At 69.9% G+C, this 25,013-nt stretch carries 19 protein-coding genes and 1 pseudogene; 7 read left to right on the top strand and 13 right to left on the bottom strand.

Features of this window, described 5'->3' with window-relative positions; all coding sequences use genetic code 11:
• Positions 1–14: 14 nt before the first annotated feature.
• From tal to pgl, 4 genes are read left to right on the top strand one after another with little or no spacing between them, the layout of a single operon-like run.
• Positions 15–1,133 carry a transaldolase gene (tal, locus tag ACIBW9_RS06350; protein WP_398951708.1) on the top strand — a complete coding sequence of 373 codons (1,119 nt, stop codon included), beginning with the start codon at positions 15–17 and terminating at the stop codon, positions 1,131–1,133.
• A 4-nt stretch (positions 1,134–1,137) separates the two neighbouring features.
• The gene (gene zwf / locus ACIBW9_RS06345; RefSeq protein WP_398951706.1) at positions 1,138–2,676 is read left to right on the top strand and encodes a glucose-6-phosphate dehydrogenase; all 1,539 of its coding nucleotides are present in this window, start codon (positions 1,138–1,140) and stop codon (positions 2,674–2,676) included.
• Positions 2,673–3,746 (top strand): glucose-6-phosphate dehydrogenase assembly protein OpcA, encoded by a 1,074-nt coding sequence (gene opcA, locus ACIBW9_RS06340; RefSeq protein ID WP_398951704.1) that lies wholly within the window; start codon positions 2,673–2,675, stop codon positions 3,744–3,746. Before zwf ends, opcA begins: the two co-directional genes overlap by 4 nt.
• Positions 3,743–4,525 (top strand): 6-phosphogluconolactonase, encoded by a 783-nt coding sequence (gene pgl, locus ACIBW9_RS06335; RefSeq protein WP_344403881.1) that lies wholly within the window; start codon positions 3,743–3,745, stop codon positions 4,523–4,525. Before opcA ends, pgl begins: the two co-directional genes overlap by 4 nt.
• A 211-nt stretch (positions 4,526–4,736) precedes the next feature.
• Here the strand turns inward: pgl and ACIBW9_RS06330 are convergent, their stop codons facing one another.
• The 5 genes from ACIBW9_RS06330 to ACIBW9_RS06310 all read right to left on the bottom strand — a co-directional run bounded on the left by ACIBW9_RS06330 (position 4,737) and on the right by ACIBW9_RS06310 (position 11,368).
• The gene (locus ACIBW9_RS06330) at positions 4,737–5,576 is read right to left on the bottom strand and encodes a carbohydrate ABC transporter permease (RefSeq protein ID WP_344403882.1); all 840 of its coding nucleotides are present in this window, start codon (positions 5,574–5,576) and stop codon (positions 4,737–4,739) included.
• Positions 5,573–6,934 carry a carbohydrate ABC transporter permease gene (locus ACIBW9_RS06325; RefSeq protein WP_398951701.1) on the bottom strand — a complete coding sequence of 454 codons (1,362 nt, stop codon included), beginning with the start codon at positions 6,932–6,934 and terminating at the stop codon, positions 5,573–5,575. The genes ACIBW9_RS06330 and ACIBW9_RS06325 overlap by 4 nt, the downstream gene beginning before the upstream one ends.
• Positions 6,935–6,940: 6 nt before the next feature.
• Entirely contained in the window at positions 6,941–8,269 is a 1,329-nt protein-coding gene (locus ACIBW9_RS06320; RefSeq protein ID WP_398951699.1) for an ABC transporter substrate-binding protein, read from the bottom strand.
• 66 nt (positions 8,270–8,335) lie between these two features.
• On the bottom strand, positions 8,336–9,961 hold the full coding sequence (locus ACIBW9_RS06315) for a glycoside hydrolase family 13 protein (RefSeq protein WP_398951697.1): 1,626 nt from the start codon (positions 9,959–9,961) through the stop codon (positions 8,336–8,338).
• Between the two features lie 135 nt (positions 9,962–10,096).
• Positions 10,097–11,368, bottom strand: coding sequence for an ABC transporter substrate-binding protein (locus ACIBW9_RS06310; RefSeq protein WP_398951695.1), 1,272 nt, complete (start codon positions 11,366–11,368; stop codon positions 10,097–10,099).
• 121 nt (positions 11,369–11,489) lie between these two features.
• Here ACIBW9_RS06310 and ACIBW9_RS06305 point away from each other — a divergent pair, with 121 nt between their 5' ends.
• From ACIBW9_RS06305 to ACIBW9_RS06295, 3 genes are read left to right on the top strand one after another with little or no spacing between them, the layout of a single operon-like run.
• On the top strand, positions 11,490–12,005 hold the full coding sequence (locus ACIBW9_RS06305) for a PadR family transcriptional regulator (RefSeq protein WP_030933343.1): 516 nt from the start codon (positions 11,490–11,492) through the stop codon (positions 12,003–12,005).
• Entirely contained in the window at positions 12,002–12,754 is a 753-nt protein-coding gene (locus tag ACIBW9_RS06300) for an ABC transporter ATP-binding protein (RefSeq protein WP_398951692.1), read from the top strand. The genes ACIBW9_RS06305 and ACIBW9_RS06300 overlap by 4 nt, the downstream gene beginning before the upstream one ends.
• 39 nt (positions 12,755–12,793) lie before the next feature.
• Positions 12,794–15,475, top strand: coding sequence for an FtsX-like permease family protein (locus tag ACIBW9_RS06295; protein WP_398951690.1), 2,682 nt, complete (start codon positions 12,794–12,796; stop codon positions 15,473–15,475).
• 105 nt (positions 15,476–15,580) lie between these two features.
• Here ACIBW9_RS06295 and pgi read toward each other — a convergent pair whose 3' ends face one another.
• The 8 genes and pseudogenes from pgi to ACIBW9_RS06255 form a co-directional block, all read right to left on the bottom strand.
• Entirely contained in the window at positions 15,581–17,236 is a 1,656-nt protein-coding gene (pgi, locus tag ACIBW9_RS06290; RefSeq protein WP_398951688.1) for a glucose-6-phosphate isomerase, read from the bottom strand.
• A gap of 164 nt (positions 17,237–17,400) precedes the next feature.
• Positions 17,401–17,529, bottom strand: a pseudogene (locus tag ACIBW9_RS06285) (MFS transporter); the annotation flags it as partial.
• A 132-nt stretch (positions 17,530–17,661) separates the two neighbouring features.
• The gene (locus tag ACIBW9_RS06280) at positions 17,662–17,997 is read right to left on the bottom strand and encodes an RNA polymerase-binding protein RbpA (RefSeq protein ID WP_003976875.1); all 336 of its coding nucleotides are present in this window, start codon (positions 17,995–17,997) and stop codon (positions 17,662–17,664) included.
• A 211-nt stretch (positions 17,998–18,208) separates the two neighbouring features.
• Complete coding sequence (gene secG, locus ACIBW9_RS06275) at positions 18,209–18,445, bottom strand: preprotein translocase subunit SecG (protein ID WP_110627372.1); 237 nt, start codon at positions 18,443–18,445, stop codon at positions 18,209–18,211.
• A 108-nt stretch (positions 18,446–18,553) separates the two neighbouring features.
• Positions 18,554–19,309, bottom strand: coding sequence for a triose-phosphate isomerase (gene tpiA / locus ACIBW9_RS06270; RefSeq protein WP_398952131.1), 756 nt, complete (start codon positions 19,307–19,309; stop codon positions 18,554–18,556).
• 41 nt (positions 19,310–19,350) lie between these two features.
• Positions 19,351–20,562 carry a phosphoglycerate kinase gene (locus ACIBW9_RS06265; protein WP_398951685.1) on the bottom strand — a complete coding sequence of 404 codons (1,212 nt, stop codon included), beginning with the start codon at positions 20,560–20,562 and terminating at the stop codon, positions 19,351–19,353.
• A 132-nt stretch (positions 20,563–20,694) separates the two neighbouring features.
• Complete coding sequence (gene gap, locus ACIBW9_RS06260; RefSeq protein ID WP_057618359.1) at positions 20,695–21,705, bottom strand: type I glyceraldehyde-3-phosphate dehydrogenase; 1,011 nt, start codon at positions 21,703–21,705, stop codon at positions 20,695–20,697.
• Between the two features lie 228 nt (positions 21,706–21,933).
• Complete coding sequence (locus ACIBW9_RS06255; RefSeq protein WP_398951682.1) at positions 21,934–24,888, bottom strand: M14 family zinc carboxypeptidase; 2,955 nt, start codon at positions 24,886–24,888, stop codon at positions 21,934–21,936.
• Positions 24,889–25,013: the final 125 nt, after the last annotated feature.

Below are 25,013 nucleotides of genomic sequence, written 5' to 3'. Positions count from 1 at the left end.
GGAGATGTAATTCCATGACAGACGCACTCAAGCGCCTCTCCGAAGAAGGCGTCGCGATCTGGCTGGACGACCTGTCGCGCAAGCGGATCACGTCCGGCAACCTCGCCGAGCTGATCGACCAGCAGCACGTCGTGGGCGTCACCACCAACCCGACCATCTTCCAGAAGGCGATCTCCTCGGGCGAGGGTTACGAGCAGCAGCTCACCGACCTCGCCGCCCGCAAGGTCACCGTCGAAGAGGCCGTCCGCATGATCACCACGGCGGACGTCCGGGACGCCGCCGACATCCTGCGCCCGGTCTTCGACGCCACCGACGGCCAGGACGGCCGCGTGTCGATCGAGGTCGACCCGCGTCTGGCGCACAACACCAAGGCGACGGTCGCCGAGGCCAAGCAGCTGGCCTGGCTGGTCGACCGCCCCAACACGCTCATCAAGATCCCGGCCACCAAGGCGGGTCTGCCGGCGATCACCGAGGTCATCGGCCTCGGCATCAGCGTCAACGTGACGCTGATCTTCTCCCTCGAGCGCTACCGCGAGGTCATGGACGCCTACCTCTCCGGCCTGGAGAAGGCCAAGGAGCGCGGCCTGGACCTCTCGCTGATCCGTTCCGTGGCGTCCTTCTTCGTGTCCCGTGTGGACACCGAGATCGACAAGCGGCTCGACGGGCTGGGCACCGAGGAGGCCAAGGCGCTGCGCGGCAAGGCCGCCGTCGCCAACGCGCGGCTCGCCTACCAGGCGTACGAGGAGGTCTTCTCCTCCGACCGCTGGAGCAAGCTGGAGAGCGCGGGCGCCCGCAAGCAGCGTCCGCTGTGGGCCTCCACCGGTGTGAAGGACCCGGCGTACAAGCCGACCCTGTACGTCGACGACCTGGTGGCGCCGAACACGGTGAACACCATGCCGGAGGCCACCCTGCACGCCACCGAGGAGAGCGGCTCGATCACCGGCAACACCGTCGCCGGTACGTACGAGCAGGCCCGCGCCGACATCGACGCCGTCGAGAAGCTCGGGATCTCGTACGACGACGTGGTGCAGCTCCTCGAGGACGAGGGCGTCGAGAAGTTCGAGGCGTCCTGGAACGACCTGCTCAAGTCGACCGAGGCGGAGCTGGAGCGCCTCGCCCCCTCGGAGGGCTGAACCCTTGGCTCCTCTTTCCGGTTCCGGAGCGAACCCGCTTCGTGACCCCGCCGACCGACGGCTCCCGCGTATCGCGGGGCCGTCGGGCCTGGTCATCTTCGGCGTCACGGGCGATCTGTCACGGAAGAAGCTCATGCCCGCCGTGTACGACCTCGCCAACAGGGGTCTGCTGCCGCCGGGCTTCTCCCTCGTCGGCTTCGCGCGCCGCGAGTGGCAGCACGAGGACTTCGCGGCCGAGGTGCACGACGCCGTCAAGGAGCACGCCCGTACGCCGTTCCGCGAGGAGGTCTGGCAGCAGCTCATCCAGGGGATGCGCTTCGTCCAGGGCACCTTCGACGACGACGACGCGTTCGAGCGGCTGCGCGGCACCATCGAGGAGCTCGACAAGGCACAGGGCACGGGCGGCAACTTCGCCTTCTACCTGTCGGTGCCGCCGCGCTCCTTCCCCGTGGTCATCCAGCAGCTGAAGAAGCACGGTCTGGCCGACCAGACCGGCGGCTCCTGGCGCCGCGCGGTCATCGAGAAGCCCTTCGGTCATGACCTGAAGTCGGCCGAGGAGCTCAACAAGGTCGTCCACGAGGTCTTCGCCCCGGACCAGGTCTTCCGCATCGACCACTACCTGGGCAAGGAGACCGTCCAGAACATCCTGGCGCTGCGTTTCGCCAACACGATGTTCGAGCCGATCTGGAACCGGTCCTTCGTGGACCATGTGCAGATCACCATGGCCGAGGACATCGGCATCGGCGGCCGGGCCGGCTACTACGACGGCATCGGCGCCGCCCGTGACGTCATCCAGAACCACCTCCTGCAGCTGATGGCTCTGACGGCCATGGAAGAGCCCGCCTCATTCGACGCGGACGCGCTGGCCGCCGAGAAGACCAAGGTGCTCGGGGCCGTACGGCTGCCGAAGGACCTGGGCCGGGACACCGTGCGCGGTCAGTACGCGGCGGGCTGGCAGGGCGGCGAGAAGGCGGTCGGGTACCTCCAGGAGGAGGGCATCGACGCCAAGTCGAAGACGGACACGTACGCCGCCATCAAGCTCGAGGTGGACAACCGCCGTTGGGCGGGCGTGCCGTTCTACCTGCGCACCGGCAAGCGCCTGGGCCGCCGCGTCACCGAGATCGCGGTGGTCTTCCAGCGGGCCCCGCACTCCCCCTTCGACCACACGGCGACGGAGGAGCTCGGCAAGAACGCGATCGTCATCCGCGTCCAGCCGGACGAGGGCGTGACGGTCCGCTTCGGCTCCAAGGTGCCGGGCACCTCGATGGAGATCCGGGACGTGTCGATGGACTTCGCCTACGGCGAGTCCTTCACCGAGTCCTCCCCGGAGGCGTACGAGCGTCTGATCCTGGACGTCCTGCTCGGCGACTCGAACCTCTTCCCGCGCACCGAGGAGGTCGAGCTGTCCTGGAAGATCCTCGACCCGATCGAGGAGTACTGGGACAAGAACGGCAGGCCCGCCCAGTATCCGTCCGGCACCTGGGGGCCCGTCGAGGCGGACGAAATGCTCGAGCGAGACGGACGGAGCTGGCGCCGGCCATGAAGATAGACCTCACGGACACCACGGCCAGCAAGATCAACAAGGCGCTGGTGCAGGGCCGCCGTGCCATCGGCACACCGGCCGTCGGCATGGTGCTCACGCTGGTCATCGTGACGGACGAGGAGAACGCGTACGACGCCCTGAAGGCCGCGAACGACGCCTCGCACGAGCACCCCTCGCGCACCCTCGTGGTCATCAAGCGCGTCTCGCGCTCGCCCCGCGACCGTACGCAGTCCCGGCTGGACGCCGAGGTTCGGGTGGGCGCGGACGCGGGGACGGGTGAGACGGTCGTGCTGCGCCTCTACGGCGAGGTCGCGGACCACGCCCAGTCCGTCGTCCTGCCCCTGCTGCTGCCGGACGCCCCGGTGGTGGTCTGGTGGCCGGTGAACGCGCCCCTCGACCCGGCGAACGACCCGCTGGGCGCGCTGGCCCAGCGCCGGGTGACGGACACGTACGCCGCGGAGCAGCCGGTACGGGAGCTGACGGCGCGCGCCGACACGTACACCCCCGGCGACACCGACCTGTCCTGGACCCGCATCACGCCCTGGCGTTCGATGCTGGCCGCCGCGCTCGACCAGGTCACCTGCGAGGTGGAGGCCGTCGAGGTGGAGGGCGAGGAGTTCAACCCGAGCTGCGAGCTGCTGGCGATGTGGCTGGCGGACCGGCTGGACGTGCCGGTGAAGCGGTCCCTGTCGAACGGGCCGGGCCTGACGGCGGTCCGCATGGCGACCGACACCGGCCAGATAGTCCTGGACCGTGCGGACGGCTCCCTGGCAACCCTGTCCATCGAGGGCCAGCCGGACCGTGCGGTCGCGCTGAAGCGGCGTGAGACGGCCGAGCTGATCGCGGAGGAGCTGCGGCGGCTCGATCCCGACGACACGTATGCCTCGGCACTGCGGTTCGGGGTGGACCGGCTGAACCCTTCCGTACCGGAACCGCCGGCCAAAGGAGAAGCGATCGCGGCCGAAGCCCCCGTCGCAACCCCTGTCGAAGAGGCTGCGAAAGCTCCCGCGAAGGACGCGGCGGCACAGGCGCCGGTGAAGGACGAGCCGAAGAAGGCGGCGGCGAAGTGAGCACTCCGCAGCTGGTCGTGCACCACGACAAGGAACTGATGGCGCAGGCGGCCGCGGCCCGCCTCATCACGAAGATCGTGGACGCGCAGGCCTCCCGGGGCTACGCGTCCGTGGTCCTCACGGGCGGCCGCAACGGCAACGGCCTGCTGGCCGCCCTGGCTGCCGCTCCGGCCCGGGACGCGATCGACTGGGGCCGGCTCGACCTGTGGTGGGGGGACGAGCGCTTCCTGCCGGAGGGCGACCCGGACCGGAATGTCACGCAGGCCCGTGAGGCTCTGCTGGACTCCGTCCCGCTGGATCCGAAGCGGGTGCATGCCATGCCGGCGTCGGACGGGCCGTACGGGGCCGACGTCGAGGCGGCGGCGGAGGGCTATGCGCAGGAGCTGGCCCGGGCTGCCGGGCCCGAGAACCACGGTGCCGTGCCGACGTTCGACGTCCTGATGCTGGGCGTGGGTCCGGACACGCATGTGGCCTCGCTGTTCCCGGAGTTGCCCGCGGTGCGGGAGACGGAGCGGACGGTGGTGGGCGTGCACGGCGCGCCCAAGCCGCCGCCCACCCGGGTGACGCTGACTCTCCCCGCCATCCGCGCGGCGCGGGAGGTCTGGTTGCTGGCGGCCGGAGAGGACAAGGCGCAGGCGGCGGCGATCGCTCTGTCGGGGGCGGGCGAGGTGCAGGCCCCGGCCGCGGGCGCCCGCGGCCGATCCCGCACCCTGTGGCTCCTGGACGCGGCGGCGGCCTCCCAGCTGCCCCGCTCGCTGTATCCCCCGGCTTCGCCCTGAGGGATTTCCGCCCCCACCGCCCCTACCCATGCCCGCCCCCTGGGGGCTGCCGCCCCCAGACCCCCGCTTTCGGCCTGAACGGCCTCGTCCTCAAACGCCGGACGGGCTGAGGTGGCTGGGCCGAATCCAGCCCCTCCGGCGTTTGAGGAGCGGGGGTCCGGGGGCCGCCCCCCGGTACGGGACGGGAAGGGGCGGCGGGGGCGAAGGAAGCTCACTTCACCGAACCCGCCATAACCCCCTGCACAAAGTGCTTCTGGAACGCGAAGAACACCACCACCGGCACCACCAGCGACACAAACGCCCCCGGCGCCAGCACATCGATGTTGCTCCCGAACTGCCGTATCTGCGACTGAAGCTGCACAGTCAAGGGCTGCGAGGAACTGTCCGCGAACAACAGCGCCACCAGCATGTCGTTCCACACCCACAGAAACTGGAAGATCGCCAGCGAGGCGATCGCCGGCCGCCCCACCGGCAGCACCAGCCGCGTGAAGATCCGCCACTCGCTCCCACCGTCCATACGAGCAGCCTCCAGCATCTCCTTCGGCATCTCGGCGAAGTAGTTCCGCAGCAGGAACACCGCGAACGGCAGCCCGTACGCCACGTGGAACAGCACGACCCCCGGGATCGTCCCGAACAGCCCCAGCTGACCGAAGAGTTTGGCCACCGGCAGCAAGCCGATCTGCACCGGCACCACCAACAGGGCCACCACGACCAGGAAGACGGCCTCCCGGCCGGGGAAGTCCAGCCAGGCGAAGGCGTATCCGGCGAGCGCCGCCAGCACCACGACCAGCACGGTCGCCGGCACGGAGATCAGCACCGTGTTCCAGAAGGCCTGCGTCATCCCGGAGTTCTTCAGCAGCGCCGAGTAGTTGTCGAAGGACAGCTGCCCCGGGCTGCTGAACACCGTCCACCAGCCGCTGCTCGCCGAGTCCTGCGAGGACCGCAGCGACGACAGGAACAACCCCGCGAGCGGCGTCAGCCACACCAGGCCGATCACCACCAGGAAAGCCTGCACAAGCCCATTGCCCAGGCCACGCCTGACCGCGTTCATCGCTGACTCCTCCGGAAACGACGGACGTTGAAGACCATGGCGGGGACCACGAGAAGCAGGAGCAGCACGCCCAGCGCACTGCCGAGCCCCTGGTTGTTGCCGCCGCCGAAGGACACCAGCCACATCTGGGTGGCGAGCACGGTCGCGTCCTCCTGCACCGGCCCGGGCGCGATGATGTAGACGAGGTCGAAGACCTTCATCACATTGATCACGAGGGTCACGAAGACGACCGTGAGCACCGGCGCCAGCAGCGGCACCGTGATCCGCCGGAAGATCTGCCACTCGTTGGCGCCGTCCATCCGGGCCGCCTCCAGCGCATCGCGCGGCAGCGTCGCAAGCCCGGCGCCGATCAGGACCATCGCGAACCCGGTCCAGATCCACAGATACGCCCCGATGATCGCCGGTGTGACGAGCATCGGCCCGAGCCAGGAGACGCCCTGGTACGGCTGCGCGAAGTTCGACGCGGGCAACTTCACTGCGTACGAGCCGGACTTCAGCCCCGAGAAGTGGAAGGAGCCGTCAGCGGCCGTCGTCGTACTCCCGGCCGTCGTCCCGTCGTCGGCCACCGCCTCGACCTTCATCTCCGGCAGCCCGCTCTCCCGCGGGTCGACCCGGCCCTGCTTCCCGCCCCCGCCGGGGGTGAAGTCCAGGTAGACGACCCCGCGCAGCTCGCCGGACGCGGCCTTGCGGTGCGCGGCGCCGTACGCGGGCTCGGCACCGCCCGGCAGGTCCTTCGGGGCGACGCCGACGAGCCCGAGCGCCACCGACTGCCCCGGCGACACGCTCCCGCTCGTCCGGTACGAGCCGTCCGGTCCCGCCTTCAGCCCCTGGCCCACGCGGGCCCGTGCGGTCGGATACTCCGACGTGCCCTTGAAGGCGTCGTGCACCGAGACCACGGCGGCGTTCAGCACGCCCTTGTTCGGGTCCTCGTCGTAGGCGAGCCGGAAGATGATGCCCGCCGCGAGGAAGGACACCGCCATCGGCATGAACAGCAGGAGCTTGAAGGCCGTCGCCCAGCGGACCTTCTCCACCAGTACGGCGAGGATCAGGCCGAGCCCGGTCAGCAGCGCGGGCGCCACCACGACCCAGATGGCCGTGTTCCGTACGGCTTTGAGGGTCGCCGGGTCGCGGAACATCTCGGTGTAGTTCTCGTCGCCCACGAAGCGCGTCCCCGACGCGTCGAAGAAGCTGCGGCCGATCGAGAACAGCACGGGGTACACGACGAGCGCACCGAGCAGGGCCAGCGCCGGGAAGACGAAGAGCAGGGCGATGAGCCGGGCCCGGCGGCGGGAGCGCCGGGCCCGCTCGACGCCCGCGACCGGGGGCGGACTTGTCTCTTTCACCAGAGTCGCGGTCATGGCGCGTCAGCCCTTGTAGGCCTTGGCCGCCGCGGCCTCCAGCTGTGCCGCGGTGCCCTTCGGGTTCGACGGGTCGCTCAGGAAGTCCTGGAGCAGCTTCCACTCGCCCGCGCCCTTGGTGCCGCCGAACGCCGCCGGAGCCTGGTCGGACATGTCGAAGCGGACCGAATCCCCGGCCGACACGAGGGACTTGGCGGTGGCGCGGGTGACGTCGTCGCCGTAGGAGTCGAGGGACAGCTTCTTGTTCGGGGACAGGAAGCCGCCGGCCTTCGCCCATACGGCGGCGGCCTCCGGGGTGGCCAGGTACTCCAGGAGCTTCATGCCGGCCGTGGCGTTCTTGCCGTCCTTGAGGACGACGGCCGCGTCGCCGCCGCTGACCACCGGGGCCTTGCCGCCGTCGACCGCGGGGAAGGGGAAGAAGTTCGCGTCCGTGCCGATGGTCTTGCCGAACTGGTCGTGGGCGACCCCGGCGACGAAGTCGCCCTCGTAGACCATGCCGGCCTCGGGCTTGGGCCCGAACACCTTCTCCACCGAGCCCGGGAAGTCGGTGTTGAGGGCCTCCTTCTGGCCGCCCGCTATCAGCTGCTTGTCCTTGAACAGCTTGCCGAGGGTGCCGAGCGCCTTGACCACCGAGGCGTCGGTCCACTTCAGCTTGTGGGCGGCCAGGGCGTCGTACTTCTCGGGGCCCGCCTGAGACAGGTAGATGTTCTCGAACCAGTCGGTGAGGGTCCAGCCGTCCTGCCCGGCGACCGAGAAGGCGGCGAGGCCCGAGTCGGAGACGGTGTGTCCGGCCTTCAGCATCTCGTCGTACGTCTTCGGCGGCTTGACGCCCGCCTGGGTGAGGGCCTCGGGGCTGTACCAGACCGTCGACTTGTGGGCGGCCTTGAAGTAGAGGCCGTAGAGGCGGCCGTCGACGCTGCCGTACTTCTTCCAGACGGGGGCGTAGCCCGTGTCCACGGCCTTCTCGGTGGTGGCGGACAGCGGCTTGAGCCAGCCCTTCTTGGCGAACTGCTGCAATACGCCGACCTGCGGGACCATCACCACGTCGGGCGCGTTGCCGCCTTCGATCTTGCTGCCGACGACGGTGGAGACGTTGTCACCGGTGGAGATGAACTGGGTCTTGGCGCCGGTCTTCGCGCTGAAGGCGTCGAGCACCTTCTGGAAGTTCTTCTGCTCGCTGCCGGTCCAGACGCCGGCCACGGTGACCGTCTGCCCGCTGAGCGCCTTGTCGCCGCCGCCCGCGGAGACCGGTCCGCCGCCTCCGCAGGCGGTAGCGCCGAGGGAGAGGGCGAGGGCGGTGCAGCTCGCGAGCAGGGTCGTGCGTCGTCGCATCATCGTTGATGTCCCTTCAAGGGGTGGGAAACTGACGAACAATCAGGGGAGAGGGGCGGTCGGCGGTGGTCAGAGGTCGTTGATCCACCAGGCCGCCGTGGAACCGGGCAGCACCCCGGCCGTGCAGGGGCCGCTGGAGAGCAGCGGGGTGCCGGAGACCGGCGCGGGCAGGGGCGCCGTACCGAAGTTGACGGCGCAGACGAGGCCGTCGCCGCGGGTGAAGGCGAGGACGCCCGGCGGGGTCTCCAGCCAGTCGAGCGTCCCCTCGCCCAGTTGGGGCAGGGCGGCGCGCAGTTGGAGGCCGTCGCGGTACAGGTGCCAGAAGGAGCGGGTGTCGGCGAGGGCGCGGTCGGTGGCGTACTCGGCGAAGTAGGAGGGCTGCGGCAGCCACGGCCGCGCGCTTTCGGCGCCGGAGGTGAAGCCGAAGGGTGAGGCCTGTCCGGACCACGGCAGCGGGACCCGGCAGCCGTCGCGGATGCGGGCGCGGCTTCCGGTACGGCGGAAGATCGGGTCGGTGAGCACGTCGTCGGGCAGGTCGACGACCTCGGGCAGGCCCAGCTCCTCGCCCTGGTAGATGTACGCGGCTCCGGGCAGCGCCAGCATCAGCAGGGCGGCGGCCCGGGCGCGGGCGGTGCCCAGGCCGCTGCCCTCCGGGGCGGGTTCGCCGTAGCGGGTCACGGTGCGGACCTGGTCGTGGTTGTTGAGCACCCAGGTGACCGTGGAGCCCGTGCCGGCGATGTCCTGCATGGCCTCGCTGATGACCTTGCGGAAGGCGTCGGCGTTCCAGGGGGCGCTGAGCAGGTCGAAGAAGAAGGCCTGGTGGAGCTCGTCGGAGCGGACGTACTGCGCGTGTTCGCGTGCGCTCGGCACCGACACCTCGCCGACCAGCAGCCGCTCGCGGCCGTCGCGCGCCGTGTACTCCTCGCACACCGCCCGCCAGTGCCGCCACACGTCGTGCACCTCGGGCTGGTTCCAGGCGAGCGGGTTGACGGAGTCGCGGGTGCGGGCGTCGGCCTCGGGGTCGTCGGAGTCGGGCAGTTCGGGGTGCTTGTAGAGGCCGGCGGCGACGTCGATGCGGAAGCCGTCGATGCCCCGGTCGAGCCAGAACCGCAGGATCCGGTCGAACTCGGCGCCGGTCTCGGGGTTGCGCCAGTTCCAGTCGGGCTGCTCGGGCGCGAACATGTGCAGGTACCACTGGCCGGGGCGGCCGTCGGGCTCGGTCACCCGGGTCCAGGCGGGGCCGCCGAACATGGAGTGCCAGTTGTTGGGCGGCTGCGAGCCGTCGGCACCGCGGCCGTCGGCGAAGTGGAAGCGGGCGCGGGCCGCACTGCCGGGCTCCGAGGTGAGGGCCTCCTGGAACCACGGGTGCTCGCTGGAGCAGTGGTTGGGCACGACGTCCAGCAGCACCTTGACGCCGAGCTTCCGGGCGGCCGCCATCAGCAGGTCGAACTCGGCGAGGTCGCCGAAGAGCGGGTCGACGTCGCAGTAGTCGGCCACGTCGTAGCCGTGGTCGTGCTGCGGGGACGGGTAGAAGGGGCTCAGCCAGATTCCGTCGACGCCCAGCTTCTTCAGGTACGGCAGTCCGGCGCGGACCCCGGCCAGATCGCCGATGCCGTCTCCGGTGCTGTCCAGGAAGCTGCGGACATACACCTGGTAGATCACCGCGTCACGCCACCAGCGGTACTTACTCAACATGCATGCATGTTAGGTAGGCGTGTCGTGCGGGTGTCAATGAAAGAAACAGAAGCTACTGGTGAGTTGGTGTGCCAAAAGCGGACCTAAGGGGGCATCCTGAGCCCAGATGAGACTTCCGCGTTACCTAACAAGTAACTAGCGGCTGGAGACGGCCGCCAGCTCCCGCGCCAGCCTCTGCACCGCCGCCGCGGGTGTCTCGTGCCCGGTCATCGCGTCGTGCACGACCGCCTGCACCACCAGGCTGACCTGGTCGTAGCGCGGGCTCTTGGGGCGCGGCGCGGCGTGCAGGACGCTCGTGCGCAGGGTCGGCAGATACGGGAACCGCCGTATCAGCTCGGGGTCCTCGTACAGCGCGGCCCGTACGGGCGGCAGCGCGCCGCGGGTGAGGACCTGGCGCTGGACGGGCTCGCTGGTGAGATACGCGAGCAGGCGCGCGGCGGAGTCGGGGTGCTGCGTGTGCGTGTTGACGGCCAGATTGGAGCCGCCGAGGACGCTCCTGCCGGGCCCGTCAGGGCCGGGCAGTGGTACCGCTCCGATCTTGCCGGCGACCGGGGAGCCCTTGGCCGCGGCGCCGACGTAGGCGTAGGGCCAGTTGCGCAGGAAGAGCAGACGGCCGTCCTGGAAGGCCTGTTTGGACTCTTCTTCCTTGTAGGTGAGCGCCTTCTTCGGGATCCAGCCCTCGCGCACGCCCCGGGCGAGGAAGCCGATGCCCTCGCGGGCGGCGGCCGAGTCGACGGTGACGCGTGCGCCCTCGTCGCCGAGGATGCTGCCGCCCGCGGAGTAGACGGCCTCGGCGGCGTTGACGGTGAGCCCCTCGTAGGGCAGGAACTGCCCCGCGTATCCGTCGAGTCCGTACTTCGGCGCGATGGTCTTCGCGTCGTACTCCAGCTCGGCCCAGGTGCGCGGCGGTGGGACGCCCTCCTTGGCGAGGATGTCCTTGCGGTAGAGGAGCAGTCCGGCGTTGGTGACGTACGGGACGGCGTACAGATGGTTGTCGTAGGTCGCCGTGTCGACGACCGGCTTCAGGAAGCCCTTCATCGGGAAGCGGTCGGGGGGCAACGGCCGTATCCAGCCTGCCGCCGCGAACTCCGAGGTCCAGCTGACATCGATGTTGAGGACGTCGAACCGGCTGCGGTCCCCGCCGCGCAGGTCGGTGACCATCTGCGCATGGGTCTCGTCGGCGGAGTCCGGAAGCTCGACGAGGGTGACCTTCTCGCCGGGGTGGGTGCGGTTCCAGCCCTGGAGGAGGGGGTCGAGGTAGTTGGTGAGATCTCCGGCGGTGGCGAGCGTCAACGGCCCGCGGCCGTCCGCCGCGCCGTCCTCGGCGTGCGCACCCGAGGCCGCGTATCCGGTCATGACCACGACCAGAACAAGGAGGCCCCTACCCGCGGCATGGATCCACCGCATAGGTTCCTCCCTGTACACCGGCGCCGGGCGTCTTCGCCCGGAGTCAGAGGCCATGTATACCTGTTAGGTATGCGCGATACTAGGGCCTGGAGCACATTCCGAGGACAGGAGGACAGCACGAGTGCGCCTGCCCCTCCTGGCACTCCTGGCACGCGGTCCGGCCCACGGCTACGAGCTCAAGCAGGACCTTGAGCAACTGCTGGGCTCCGCGTACCCTCAGCCGAACGTCGGCCAGATCTACGTAACCCTCGGCCGCCTCGAGAAGCAAGGTCTGATCGAGGGCGAGGACGTCGAGCAGTCGAGCCGGCCCAACAAAAAGGTCTACCACCTCACGGACACCGGGCGGGAGGCGCTGCGCGCCTGGTTCGAGGAGCCCGAGGACGAGCCGCGGGTGCGGGACGAGTTCTTCATGAAGCTGGCGCTCGCCCCGCAGACGGGTCTCGCCGAGCAGATCGCCCTGATCAACAAGCAGCGGCGCCAGTACCTCAACACCATGCGCGACCTGTCGAAACTGGCCGCCGCCGAAGACCGCGACAACCGCATCGCCCATCTGCTGATCGAGGGCGCGATGCTGCACCTGCAGGCCGACCTCGACTGGCTGGAACGGTGCCAGGAAGAGCTGGAGGAGCTGGAGTGAGCGACAGTCCCGCTCCTGTGCTGCACGCAGAAGGCCTGGTCAAGACGCACTACGGCGAGGGCGCACCGGCGCATGCCGTGCGCGGGGTCGACCTGTGCGTCCGGCAGGGCGAGTTCGTGGCCGTCACCGGTCCGTCCGGCGCCGGCAAGTCGACACTGCTGCATCTGCTGGGCGGGCTGCAGCGCCCGGACGGCGGCAGCATCCGGCTGGACGGTGAGCGCACGGACGCCTGGAGCGAGGCGCGCTGGGCGGTGGAGCGCAGAAAGCGGATCGGCATCGTCTTCCAGTTCTTCAACCTCGTCTCCAATCTGTCGGTCGCCGACAACGTGGAGCTGCCCGCACTGCTCGCGGGTCGCACGCCGAAGCAGGCGCGGGCCGAGCGGGAGCAGCTGCTGGGCGAACTGGGGCTGGGCGGCAAGGAGCGGAGCATGCCGGGCGAGCTGTCCGGCGGCGAACAGCAGCGGGTCGCACTGGCCCGCGCCCTGGTCAACCACCCGCCGCTCCTGCTGGCCGACGAACCCGCGGGCAGCCTGGACAGCAAGGGCACCCGTGAGGTGATGCGGTTGCTGTCCCGCTTCCACCAACGCGGCCAGACGATCGTGCTGGTCACCCATGACGCCCGGCTGGCGAGCGCCGCGGACCGTGTGATCAGCTTCTTCGACGGCCGGATCGCCGACGACGCGGAGCTGGACGGCACCGGGGCGTCCCGCCGGGGCGGTATATCCGGAGTGCTGGAGCTCAGGGACTGACATGCGGGTGTACGACGATCCCCGGAAGGCCTGAGCCGTATGCGAGCAACACTGCGCTGGGCGCACTCCGATCTGCGCACGCACCGCGGCGAGGCACTGTTCCTGGTGCTCGCCACGGCCGGGATCGTGGTGTCGCTGCTGCTGGCCACGGCCCTGTTCGGGTACGCCACCAACCCCTGGCAGCGGATCTTCACCCAGGAGCGCGGCGCGCACGTCTGGATCCACACGGACAGGTCCGCCCAGGTGGGGAAGCTGGCCGCACTCGACGGCGTGGAGTCCGTCGCCGGCCCCTACCCCACCGCCGTCGCCACCCTCGCCTCACGCGGCACGCGCGCCTCGGTCGAACTGCGCGCGACGCCGCCCGAGCGCCCCGGTGTCGGCCGCCCGCTGCTGACCGCCGGCCACTGGCTGAAGGCCGACGCCCCCGACGGCGTGGTCCTGGAGAGCCGCCTCGCCCGCGCCCTGCTCGCCGAACCGGGCGACACACTGACCCTGCCGGGGACGGGGCGGACGGTGACCGTCGTGGGCGTGGCCGACAGCGCGGAGCCCCGCTACCGCGCCAACGAACAGCCGGGCCTGGTCTGGGCCCTCCCCTCCGCCGTGACCCACCCCACCGGCCAGGTCATCGGACTGCGCCTGACCGACCCCGAGGACACGGACTACGCCGTCCAGCGCGCCGTCACCGTCCTCGGCGCGGGCGCCATCGGCGAGGTCTCCACCTGGCAGCAGGCCCGCGCCGAGGCACAGGGCGACAACCGGCTCCTCGGGCAGGTCCTGGGCCTGTTCGGCCTCGGCGCACTGGTCGCCGCGGGCCTCGCCGTCCACGGCGCGATCGCCACCCGCATCCGCGGCCACCTGCGCGACATCTCGGTCCTGAAAGCGATCGGCTTCACCCCGGCCCAGGTCGTCCGCGTCTTCCTCTTCCAGCACATCGCCTACGCCGTCCTCGGCGCCGCAGCCGCGGCAACGCTCACCGAGGCCCTGGGCAGCCACTTCCCCGGCCGCCTCGGAGACGCCCTCGGCGTCTGGCAGGGCCTGCCCGACCACACCCCGATCCTCGTCGCCATCCCGGCGGGCGCCGTCCTCTTCATCGGAGCCACAACAGCCCTCGCAGCCTGGCGAGCGGGCCGCGTACCACCGGTCCCGGTGGCCCGTCCCGCGGGCGCGGGGGGTGGAGGGCTGGGTCTGGCTCGCCGAGCACTCGGCCTGGAAACCGCCCCCCAGCTGCCGGACCGAGCTCCTCGGACGCCCGGGCCCTCGCCCGACGGACGCTCCACAGCCCCGGCACCCCAACCCCCGGCCCCACGGCCCTCCACCCCCCGGGCTGCGGCTGCGAGAGGCAGCGGGCTGCCGGAGCCGGCCCGAGGGACGCCCACCCCCCGGCCTCTGGCTGCGGCAGCCAAGGAGCTGCTGGAGTGGCTGACGGCACGGCCCAGCGCGCCGGCAGAACACCCACCACCGGGCCGGGCGAAGGAGACGTCCAGCACTCGGCCCGCGGTTCCGGCGGCCGGGCACCCCCGCGACTCCGCCCACTACAGCACGGGTCTGGCCCCCGCCGCCCCCTCCGGCGGGCACCTCTCCGGTGTGGCCCGGTGGGCGCTGGGCGTCGGTGTGCCGCCCGCGTTGGTGCTGGGCTGGCACACTGCCTCGGTTCGTCGCCTGCGGTCGCTGGCCACCGTGGCCAGGCTGGCCCTGCCCCTGCTGCTGATCGTCGTGGCGATGAGTGCCTGGACGACCATCGACCGTTTCCACAGCAGGCCCGAGCAGATCGGGCTGCCGGCCGCACTCACCGTCCACGCCGACGCGGGTCTGGGCGACCGGGACGCCCGCGCCCTGCTGCAGCGCGACCCGCAGGTCGCCGACGTCTACCCGGGGGTCGAGGTCGCCGCCCTGGTGCCGGGTCAGACGGCCACGATCGCCCTGCGCGGCCTCGGCACCGGCCAGAACCCCTACCCGTACACCCTGGCCGAGGGCCGCCCCGCACGCGGCAGCGACGAGGCGGTGGCCGGGCAGGGTCTCCTCGACCTGCTGGACGTCCGCGTCGGTGACTGGGTGCGGATGACGGTCGGCGACCAGCCGCAGATCCTGCACATCGTGGGCCGCAGCATCGAACCGGAGAACGCCGGCCGGGTCATCTCCACCTCCCTCGACACCCTCCACGAGAACGACCCACGCCTCACCCCCACCCTCTACCAGCTCCGCCTGCGCCCCGGAGCCGACCCGCACACGGTCGCCGGCCGGCTCGCCGCCGCCGGGCACGGCCGGCTCGACGTGCACACCGTGACCAACCCGGCCGACGGCCTCTCGCCCCTGCGCTCGGTCGTCGTCGGCCTGATCGCCGTCCTGGCCCTCATCGGTCTCGTCGAACTGCTCACCGCGATCGGCGGCACCGTCCGCGAGGGCGAACGCGATCTGCTCGCCCTCAAGGCCATCGGTCTGTCCCCGCGCCAGATCACCGCGATCACCGTCACGGCCACCGGCTGCACCGCCCTGGCCGCCGTCCTCGCCGGTACGGCCCTGGGCACCCCGCTCGCGCACTGGCTGATCAACTCCCAGGGCAGCTCCAGCGGCATCGGCGCCGGGATCGCCCAGAGCCCGTCGCCGGTCCTGCTCCTGCTCCTCGGCGCCGCCGCGGTGCTCGGCGCGGCCGCGCTCGCCGCCCTCCCGGCGGCCCGCGCGGCAAGACGACGGCTCGCGGACACCCTCAGCGCGGTGGCCTGACGGGCAGGCCGAGCGCGTCAACTGCCGTAGAAATCCTGCCAGTTGTGCGGCGAGGGGAAGCGGACGGTCACGCACCGCTCGCTTCCCCCGGCCATCGCGGCGGTGTTACGCCCGGCCCCGCAGCTCCCGGTACTTGGCGACCAGCGCCTTGCTGGACTCGTCCAGGCCCGCCACCTCGGCCCCCTCGGTGAGTGCGGGCTCGACCCGCTTGGCCAGCACCTTGCCGAGCTCGACGCCCCACTGGTCGAAGGAGTCGATGTTCCACAGCGCACCCTGCACGAACACCTTGTGCTCGTACAGCGCGACCAACTGGCCCAGCACGGACGGCGTCAGCTCGCGCGCGAGGATCGTCGTCGTCGGGTGATTGCCCTTGAACGTCTTGTGCGCCACCAGCTCCTCCGGCACCCCCTCGGCCCGCACCTCGTCCGGTGTCTTGCCGAAGGCGAGGGCCTGCGTCTGCGCGAAGAAGTTCGCCATCAGCAGGTCGTGCTGCGCCTTGAGCCCCTCGCTCAGCTCGGCCACCGGCTCGGCGAACCCGATGAAGTCCGCCGGGATCAGCTTCGTGCCCTGATGGATGAGCTGGTAGTACGCATGCTGCCCGTTGGTGCCCGGCGTGCCCCACACCACCGGCCCCGTCTGCCAGTCCACCTCCCGCCCGTCCCGGCCCACGTACTTGCCGTTGGACTCCATGTCCAGCTGCTGCAGATAGGCGGTGAACTTGGAGAGGTAGTGGCTGTACGGCAGCACCGCATGCGACTGGGCGTCATGGAAGTTGCCGTACCAGATACCCAACAGACCCAGCAGCAACGGCACGTTGGACTCCGCAGGCGCCGACCTGAAGTGGTCGTCCACCAGCCGGAACCCGTCGAGCATCTCCCGGAAACGATCCGGCCCGATGGCGATCATCAGCGCCAGCCCGATCGCCGAGTCGTACGAGTACCGGCCGCCGACCCAGTCCCAGAACTCGAACATGTTCGCCGTGTCGATGCCGAACTCCGACACCTTCTGGGCGTTCGTCGACAGCGCCACGAAGTGCCGGGCGACGGCCTCCTGGCCCGCCTTCAGCTCGCCGAGCAGCCACTCCCGCGCCGAGGTCGCGTTCGTGATCGTCTCGATGGTGGTGAAGGTCTTGGAGGCGATGACGAACAGCGTCTCCGCCGCGTCCAGGTCACGGGTGGCCTCGTGCAGGTCGGCGCCGTCGACGTTCGACACGAAGCGGACCGTGAGGTCGCGGTCGGTGAAGCTGCGCAGCACCTCGTACGCCATCGCCGGGCCCAGGTCGGAGCCGCCGATACCGATGTTGACGACGTTCTTGATGCGCTTGCCGGTGTGGCCCGTCCAGGCGCCGGAGCGGACCCGCTCGGCGAAGTCGGCCATCTTGTCGAGCACCGCGTGCACACCCGGGACGACGTTCTCCCCGTCGACCTCGATCACCGCGTCACGCGGGGCGCGCAGCGCGGTGTGCAGCACGGCGCGGTTCTCGGTCGTGTTGATCTTCTCGCCGCGGAACATGGCGTCCCGCAGGCCGAAGACGTCGGTGGCGGCGGCCAGCTCCCGCAGCAGCCGCAGGGTCTCGTCGGTGACGAGGTGCTTGGAGTAGTCGATGTACAGGTCGCCGACCTGGAGCGTGTACCCGGCGCCGCGTCCCGGATCGGCGGCGAACAGGTCCCGCAGCCGCACTTCGCCGAGCTCCTCATGGTGCTTGGCCAGCGCGGTCCACTCGGGCGTCTGGTTGAGCCTGTTACGGACGTCTGCGTTCATTTCGGACTTCAGCCTTCTTTCCTGCCTTGCCCCGCTGCCGGTCCCAACCTAGTTGATCAGCGCGTGGCATGAGCCGTCGTGGCGTCGCCGTGCGGCGCAACCACAGGTACGTCCGGCTCGCGGGCAGGTATCAGGGCGAGGACCGAAAGGACGAAGAAGGCGGCGGCGAGCAGGGGCAGCGCCGCACCCCGCAGCGCGTCTCCGAACCGGGACACCACCGCGGCCGTCCACAGCCACCCGAACCCCCCACGCCACGCGGGCGCAGGACTGCCCGCCTCCTCGACCGTCGCCACAACTCCCCCTCACGGTCTGTCGATGCACAAACCGTAGAGGGCGCCACTGACAATCGGCCCTCAGGCGGCCGGGGGCCGGGTACGAAAAAGCTCCGGCCAGGCACCCCTCGGTGCCCGGCCGGCTCTCAACTCCTAGATCTCGCCCCGCAGTTTGGCGAGCGCCTCGGCGAGGATCGCCTCGCCGTCCGCGTCACTGCGCCGCTCCCTGACGTACGCGAGGTGCGTCTTGTAGGGCTCGGTGCGCGGCGGGTCCGGCGGGTTGTCCCGGTCCTGTCCGGCGGGGAAGCCGCAGCGCGGGCAGTCCCAGGTCTCGGGAACCTGCGCGTCGCTGGCGAAACTGGGCTGCGTCTCGTGCCCGTTCGAGCACCAGAAGGAGATGCGCAGACGCGGCGCGGACTCGCCGCGCTCGGCCTCGCCCATCGGCCCCGCCCCGACCCGGCTTCCTCGGATCGCGTTGCCACTTGCCACGGTCGTAACTCCCTGCGTGATGGTGCCGCGAAGCGAGTCGGCGTTTCGCTTCGTTGCGAGCGCCTCAGTCTACGTAAGGCCCAACGCGCGTCCAGTGATTGGAGTTACACCCCCCACACCTAGACGCAAGCCCCATGATAGGCCGCGCTCAGCTGCGCGTACCGAACATGGGGCCTTACGTGCGGAATGTACGTGCTGTGTGCGTCGCTGCTCAGCTGTTCGACTTCATGAGGATGCCGAGTACGACAATGCACGCGAACCAGAGCAGACCGATCACCACGGTGATCCGGTCGAGGTTGCGCTCGGCGACCGAGGAGCCGCCGACGGACGACTGCATGCCGCCACCGAACATGTCGGAGAGGCCGCCGCCCTTCCCCTTGTGCATCAGCACCAGCAGCATCAGCAGCAGGCTGAAGACGATCAGGGCGATCGAGAACCCCAAAACCACGGCTGGACCAACTTCCTCGGATTCGGATGGACGACGGGGGCACAGCAGCCAGGCTGTGCCCCCGCAAGGGTACGACGTATCGCCGCTAGCGCATACTCCCAGCTCGTGTCACTGGTCGCGGAAGCGCACGATCTTGACGAACTCGTCCGCGTCCAGCGAGGCGCCGCCGACCAGGGCGCCGTCGATGTCGGGCTGGGCCATGATCTCGGCGACGTTGCCGGACTTGACCGAGCCACCGTACTGGATGCGGATCATGCCGGCGACGTCGTGCGTGTACAGCTCGGCGATCTTGGCGCGGATGGCGGCGCAGACCTCCTGGGCGTCCTCGGCGCCGCAGACCTTGCCGGTGCCGATGGCCCAGACGGGCTCGTAGGCGATCACGAGGGACTCGGCCTGCTCGGCCACGATGTCCTTCAGACCGCCCTCGACCTGGGTGAGCGTGTGGGAGACGTGGTTGCCCGCCTCGCGGACCTCCAGCTCCTCGCCGACGCACAGGATCGGGGTCAGGCCGTGCTTGTAGGCGGCCTTGACCTTGGCGTTGACCAGCTCGTCGGTCTCGTTGTGGTACTGGCGGCGCTCGGAGTGGCCGATCGCCACGTACGTGCACTTCAGCTTGGCCAGCATCGAGCCGGAGATCTCGCCGGTGTAGGCGCCGGAGTCGTGGGCCGACAGGTCCTGGGCACCGTACTTGATCTTGAGCTTGTCGCCGTCGACCAGGGTCTGCACGGAGCGCAGGTCGGTGAAGGGCGGCAGGACGGCGACCTCCACGGCCTCGTAGTCCTTGTCCGCGAGGGCGAAGGCGAGCTTCTGGACGTGGGCGATGGCCTCGAGGTGGTTGAGGTTCATCTTCCAGTTGCCCGCCATCAGCGGCGTGCGCCCAGAAGAAATAGATGGAGCCATTGAGGTCAGTCCTCCAGTGCGGCGAGGCCGGGGAGCGTCTTGCCCTCGAGGTATTCGAGGGAGGCGCCGCCGCCGGTCGAGATGTGGCCGAATGCGTTCTCGTCGAAGCCCAGGAGGCGCACGGCCGCGGCGGAGTCACCGCCGCCGACGACCGTGAAGGCCGGGGAGTCGAGGAGGGCCTGGGCGACCGCCTTGGTGCCCTCGGCGAAATCGGGGTGCTCGAAGACGCCCATCGGGCCGTTCCAGAAGACGGTGGCGGCGTCGGCGATCTTCGAGGCGTACAGCTTGCGGGTCTGAGGACCGATGTCCAGGCCCTCCTGGTCGGCCGGGATGGCGTCCGCGGCGACGGTGGTGGGGTTGGCCGGCGCCTTGGTCTTCAGGTCCGGGAAGTCCGTGGAGACCAGGGTGTCGACGGGCAGCACCAGCTCGACGCCGGTCTTCTCGGCGCGCTCGATGTACTCGAGGACCGCCGGGATCTGGTCCTCCTGCAGCAGCGACTTGCCGATCTCGTAGCCCTTGGCCTTGAGGAAGGTGTACGCCATGCCGCCGCCGATGAGCAGACGGTCGGCCTTGCCGAGCAGCTGGTCGATGACGGCGAGCTTGTCGGAGACCTTGGCGCCGCCGAGGGCGACGACGTACGGCCGCTGCACGTCTTCGGTGAGCTTCTTCAGTACGGCGACCTCGTTCGCGATGAGGTAGCCGGCGGCGTGCGGCAGACGCGCCGGGAGGTCGAAGACCGAGGCGTGCTTGCGGTGCACCGCGCCGAAGCCGTCGCCGACGTACACGTCCGCGAGGGCGGCCAGCTGATCCGCGAACTCGCCGCGCTCGGCGTCGTCCTTGGAGGTCTCGCCCGCGTTGAAGCGCAGGTTCTCGATGACCGCGACCTGGCCCGGCTCGAGGCCGTCGACGGCCGCGTGCGCGGCGGGGCCGACGGTGTCCTGGGCGAAGGCCACGGGGGCGCCCAGCAGTTCGCCGAGCCGCTCGGCGGCCGGAAGCAGGGAGAAGGCCGGGTCCGGCGCGCCCTTGGGGCGGCCGAGGTGTGAGGCCACGACCACCTTGGCGCCCGCGTCCGCGAGGGCCTTGACGGTGGGCAGGACGGCGCGGATGCGGCCGTCGTCGGTGATGAGGCCGTCGGCGAGCGGCACGTTGAGGTCGGCGCGGACGAAGACCCGCTTGCCGTCCACGCCGTCGGCGAGAAGTTCGTCGATCGTCTTCATGTTGAGGACTCCTGGTGAGGGCTGCTCTGATCGTACGAGAGCTGATCCGTACGTGAGTCAGGGCCCGGGCGGCGCGTCCCTGCGCTGCCCGAGCCCTGCGTTCACATCGAGGTGCCTGCTCTGTGGATCAGATCAGAGCTGGTTGCCGACGAAGACCGTGAGGTCGACGAGGCGGTTGGAGTAGCCCCACTCGTTGTCGTACCAGCCGAGGATCTTCACCGAGTTGCCCTCCTGGACCATGGTCAGGGAGGAGTCGAAGGTGCAGGAGGCCGGGTCGCTGACGATGTCCGAGGAGACAATCGGGTCCTCGGTGTACGACAGGTAGCCCTTGAGGTCGCCGTCCTCGGAGGCCTTCTTGAACGCGGCGTTGACCTCGTCCTTGGTGACCTCGCGCTGCAGCGTCACGACCAGGTCGGTGGCCGAGCCGGTGGGGACCGGGACGCGCATGGCGATGCCGTCCAGCTTGCCCTTGAGCTGCGGCAGGACCAGGGCGGTGGCCTTGGCGGCACCGGTGGTGGTCGGGATGATGTTCTCGGCGGCGGCGCGGGCGCGGCGCAGGTCCGAGTGCGGGAAGTCCAGGATGCGCTGGTCGTTGGTGTACGCGTGGACCGTCGTCATCAGGCCCTTGACGATGCCGAAGTTCTCGTCGAGGACCTTCGCCATCGGCGCCACACAGTTGGTGGTGCAGGAGGCGTTGGAGATGACGTGATGGTTGGCCGCGTCGTACTTGTCCTGGTTGACACCCATCACGATGGTGATGTCCTCGTCCTTGGCCGGAGCCGAGATGAGGACCTTCTTGGCGCCGCCGGCGATGTGCTTCTCGGCGTCGGCCTTCTTCGTGAAGATGCCCGTCGACTCGACCACGATGTCGACGCCGAGCTCACCCCACGGGATGTCGGCGGGGTTGCGCTCGGAAAGGACCTTGATGGTGTGCCCGTCGACGGTGATCGTGTCGGCGGTGTGCGACACCTCGGCCTTGAGGCGGCCCAGGATGGTGTCGTACTTGAGCAGGTGGGCGGTGGTCGCGGTGTCACCCAGGTCGTTGACAGCCACGATCTCGATGTCTGCACCCTGCTCCAGCAGTGCGCGGAAGTAGTTGCGACCGATACGACCGAAGCCGTTGATGCCTACGCGGATCGTCACGAACCGATCTCCTCGTTGGTACGCCGGCCATGCGGTGCCGGCGAGCTCTGTTTGGGATGTCCCCGACCACCCCCGACCCTACCTCCCTGAGGGCCCCGGAGTGACATCGAGACGCCCCATACATGGGCAGGCGGTCCGTACCCGCCAGTAGGGGTACGGACCGCCCGGGACGAAAGATCTGATCACTCCTTTTGACTACGGAGAGCTAGTCATCGTTGACCGGGCTGTTCACCCTTCCAGGGCCGCGAGCGCCTTCTTGACGAGGCTGTTGCGGTCGGCGGTCGCGCTGACGTGCTCCAGGCCGAAGCCCAGCAGCACGGTCCGGTCGGTGGTGATCGCTCCGTACGTCCTGAACAGGGCTCCGGTGCGCGTCCAGTCCTTGAGGACGGCCGGACTGCCCGCGGGCGGTCCGGACACGCTCCAGGCGCCGAGCGACGTCTCGAAGCCCTCGGTCTGGGTCGGCGTGCCGGCGATGACGAGCGAGGCGTCGTCGGCGAGGACGCCGTGGCCGCCGGTGCCCGGGTCGGTGACGTAGCTGATGGAGACCTCGACGGACTCGCCGGCGTACGCGCTCAGGTCGAAGTTGACCTGCTGCCAGCCGTTGGAGGCACCGGTGAGGCTGTTCCAGGAACCGCTCGTGCCGGTCGCGGTGCAGTCGTTGTCGGCGACGGTCAGGTAGTGCTTGAGCCACGGGTGCTCGTTCACCAGGAAGCCCGCCCCGCACTCGCTCGGCACGGTCTGGCGGGTCGCGCCGCCCTTCTCCGGGAGGGTGGTCCAGTCGTCGGCGCCGGTGGTGTGGGCCTCGACGATGACGTGGTCGTAGCCGGGCTCGGTGTCCCAGAGCAACTGGCTGCGCAGGGTGGGCTGCTGGGCCGCGGTGACACCGGTGAGGTCGATGGTGCGGGTGAGGCGCTTGTATGCGTCGTCGGTGTGCACGGCGGCCGCCATGAAGGACCCGGCGTACGGACCGTACGGGTTGACGGTCCCGGCGAACTGGCCCGCGCCCGCGCTGGCGAACTGCGGGTACTTGTCGGCGGGCAGCGAGTCGGAGGTGACGCCGTAGGTGCCCGCCTTGTCGAGCGGGTTGCCGGCGGCGGCACCGAGCGCCCCGCTGAAGCCGTCGAGCTCGCCGGAGCCGGTGAAGCCGGTGGCGCCGGGGGTCGACGTACGGGAGTAGGCACCCAGGTAGTACTGGCTGAAGTCGTTCGACAGGGTGCCCCCGCCGAGGTCGACGCTGCCGCCGGCCTGCTCGCCCGCCTCGATCAGCTTGCCGCCCTCGTTGAGGTAGGCGCGCAGCTGGAGCTGGGTGGCGTTGCCGGGGACGCTCGCACCGGTGTAGTGGACGACGGTCCTGAAGTGCTTCAGCACACCGAGCGCGTCGGGTGCGCCCTGGGTGGCCACGTCCCAGACGATCGCCTTGCGGCCGTTCGCCTTCAGCGCGTCCACGTACGTCTGCGCCTGCGTGGCGGCCGCGCCCTCCTCGGCGACGACGAGGGTGTCGGCCTTGGGCCGCTGGGCGACGGTGTAGGTGAAGTGCTCGCTGGAGACCTTCTTGCCGCTCCTGGACTTTCCGGTGAACCACACCTCGACCTTGTCGCCCGGGGCGCCGTCCCTGACCTTGGCCCGGTACTCGTCGAAGTGCAGGTTGTCGTCCCCGCCGTAGGTCTCGCCGCCCTTCCAGGCCTTGAGCCCCTCGTCCTGCGTACGGCCGCCGTTGACGCGGTAGTTGAGCTCCTTGTCGCGCACGGCCTTGCGTACGACGACGGAGACCTCCTGATCGGCGCCGCGCGAGTACGAGGTGGTGAACGTGGCCGGGGTGAAGTCGGCCGCGGTCAGGCCGAGCGAGGAGGACGGTGTGTCGGGGTGCGGGGCGGTCTCGGCGACCGACAGCGCGAACGGGATGTTCTTCTCGAACTCCTGCTGGATCAGCTTCTCGTCGTCCGGGAAGTTGAAGACGGACTGGCAGTCGGCCGCCTTCCACTGGTCGTTGGGGTCGATGTTCGACGCGGTCTGGCACGTCGACATCTCCGGGGTGAACATCGACATGCCGTTGACGTTCGCCGCGTGTCCGTCCGCCTCGCCGTTGGTGGTGTACAGCTCGGAGGAGACCTGCGGGCGGTAGCCGGGTATCGCGGAGTGGTCCGGCGAGCCGGCGAGGGCTCTGTAGACCACGTCGTCGGGGGTGGGGGTGGCCACCTGCCAGCCGACGCCGTAGAGCAGGAGTTCGGCGGCGGAGTGGTAGTTGATGCCGTAGGAGAAGCCGATGCGCTTCTCGAAGGCGTCCAGCGCCCTGGTCTCGGGCTCTGAGGCGGGGCTCGCGCCGCGATAGGTCTCGCTGGTGGGGTTGGGGGACGAACCCTCGTCGTCGTAGCCCCACTTGTAGGCGAAGTTGCGGTTGAGGTCGACGCCGTCACCGGTGGATATGACGCCGTCGCCGTTGACGTCCCGCAGGTTCTTGCGCCACAGGCGGGTCTCGGAGTCCTTGAACGTGTAGTCGTAGCCGTCGGGGTTGGCAGAGATCACGAACCACAGCTCGGTGGAGTCCACGATCTTCTTGATGCGCGGGTCCGTCTTGTAGTGGTCCAGGTAATAGTGCATCAGCCGGCGGGTCATCTCCGGCGTGATCCACTCGCGCGCGTGCTGGTTGGACAGGTAGAGGACGGAGGGCTTCGAGCCGTCCTTGGACTTCTTCGCGCCCTTGGTCAGTTTGAGGGCGAGGATGTCCTGGCCGTTGACGGTCTTGCCGATGGAGACGACCTTGGTGAGGCCGGGGTTCTCCTGCCCGGTCCGGACGATCTCCTCCTTGAGGCCGCCGCTTCCGCTGTACGGGCGGAACACGCCTTGGCCGGCGGCCTCCACGCGCTTCTCGGCTCTGGCCGAAAGCGTGTGCTCGGTCAGGGCGACGCCCTGCTTCTCGAGCTTGTGGGCCTGTTGGCCGGTGAGGTACAGCTCGACCGAGGCGGTGCCCTTCTCCGGGACCTGCTCGCCGAGTTCCTGGCCGTCCTGTCCGGCTGCCAGCAGCAGGGGTACCTGCTTGGCGGTGACGTCGGCGCGGTAGACCTTGACCTCGGTGGGGTCGGATCCCTGCGAACTTCCGTTCTGCGCCTGGGCGATGGGTGCGAGGCTCGCTCCGCCGAGCAGGAGCGCGCCGACAGCGAGGATCGATCTCGCTCTGTGTCTCATGAACCCCCCTAGCAGTCCTCCGTCACGGTGACGAAAGTGCTTGCCAGGCTCATGCCACTTCACAGCCGAGTCAAGGGCGCCTCAAAGACAGAGAGAACCGGTGCCGACGGCCCAAGTGGGCGTCG

Source organism: Streptomyces sp. NPDC049541, from assembly GCF_044465725.1.
In the GTDB taxonomy this organism is placed as follows: Bacteria; Actinomycetota; Actinomycetes; order Streptomycetales; family Streptomycetaceae; genus Streptomyces.
Note: the sequence above shows the minus strand (reverse complement) of the source record. Positions and strands in the feature narration are given on the sequence as shown.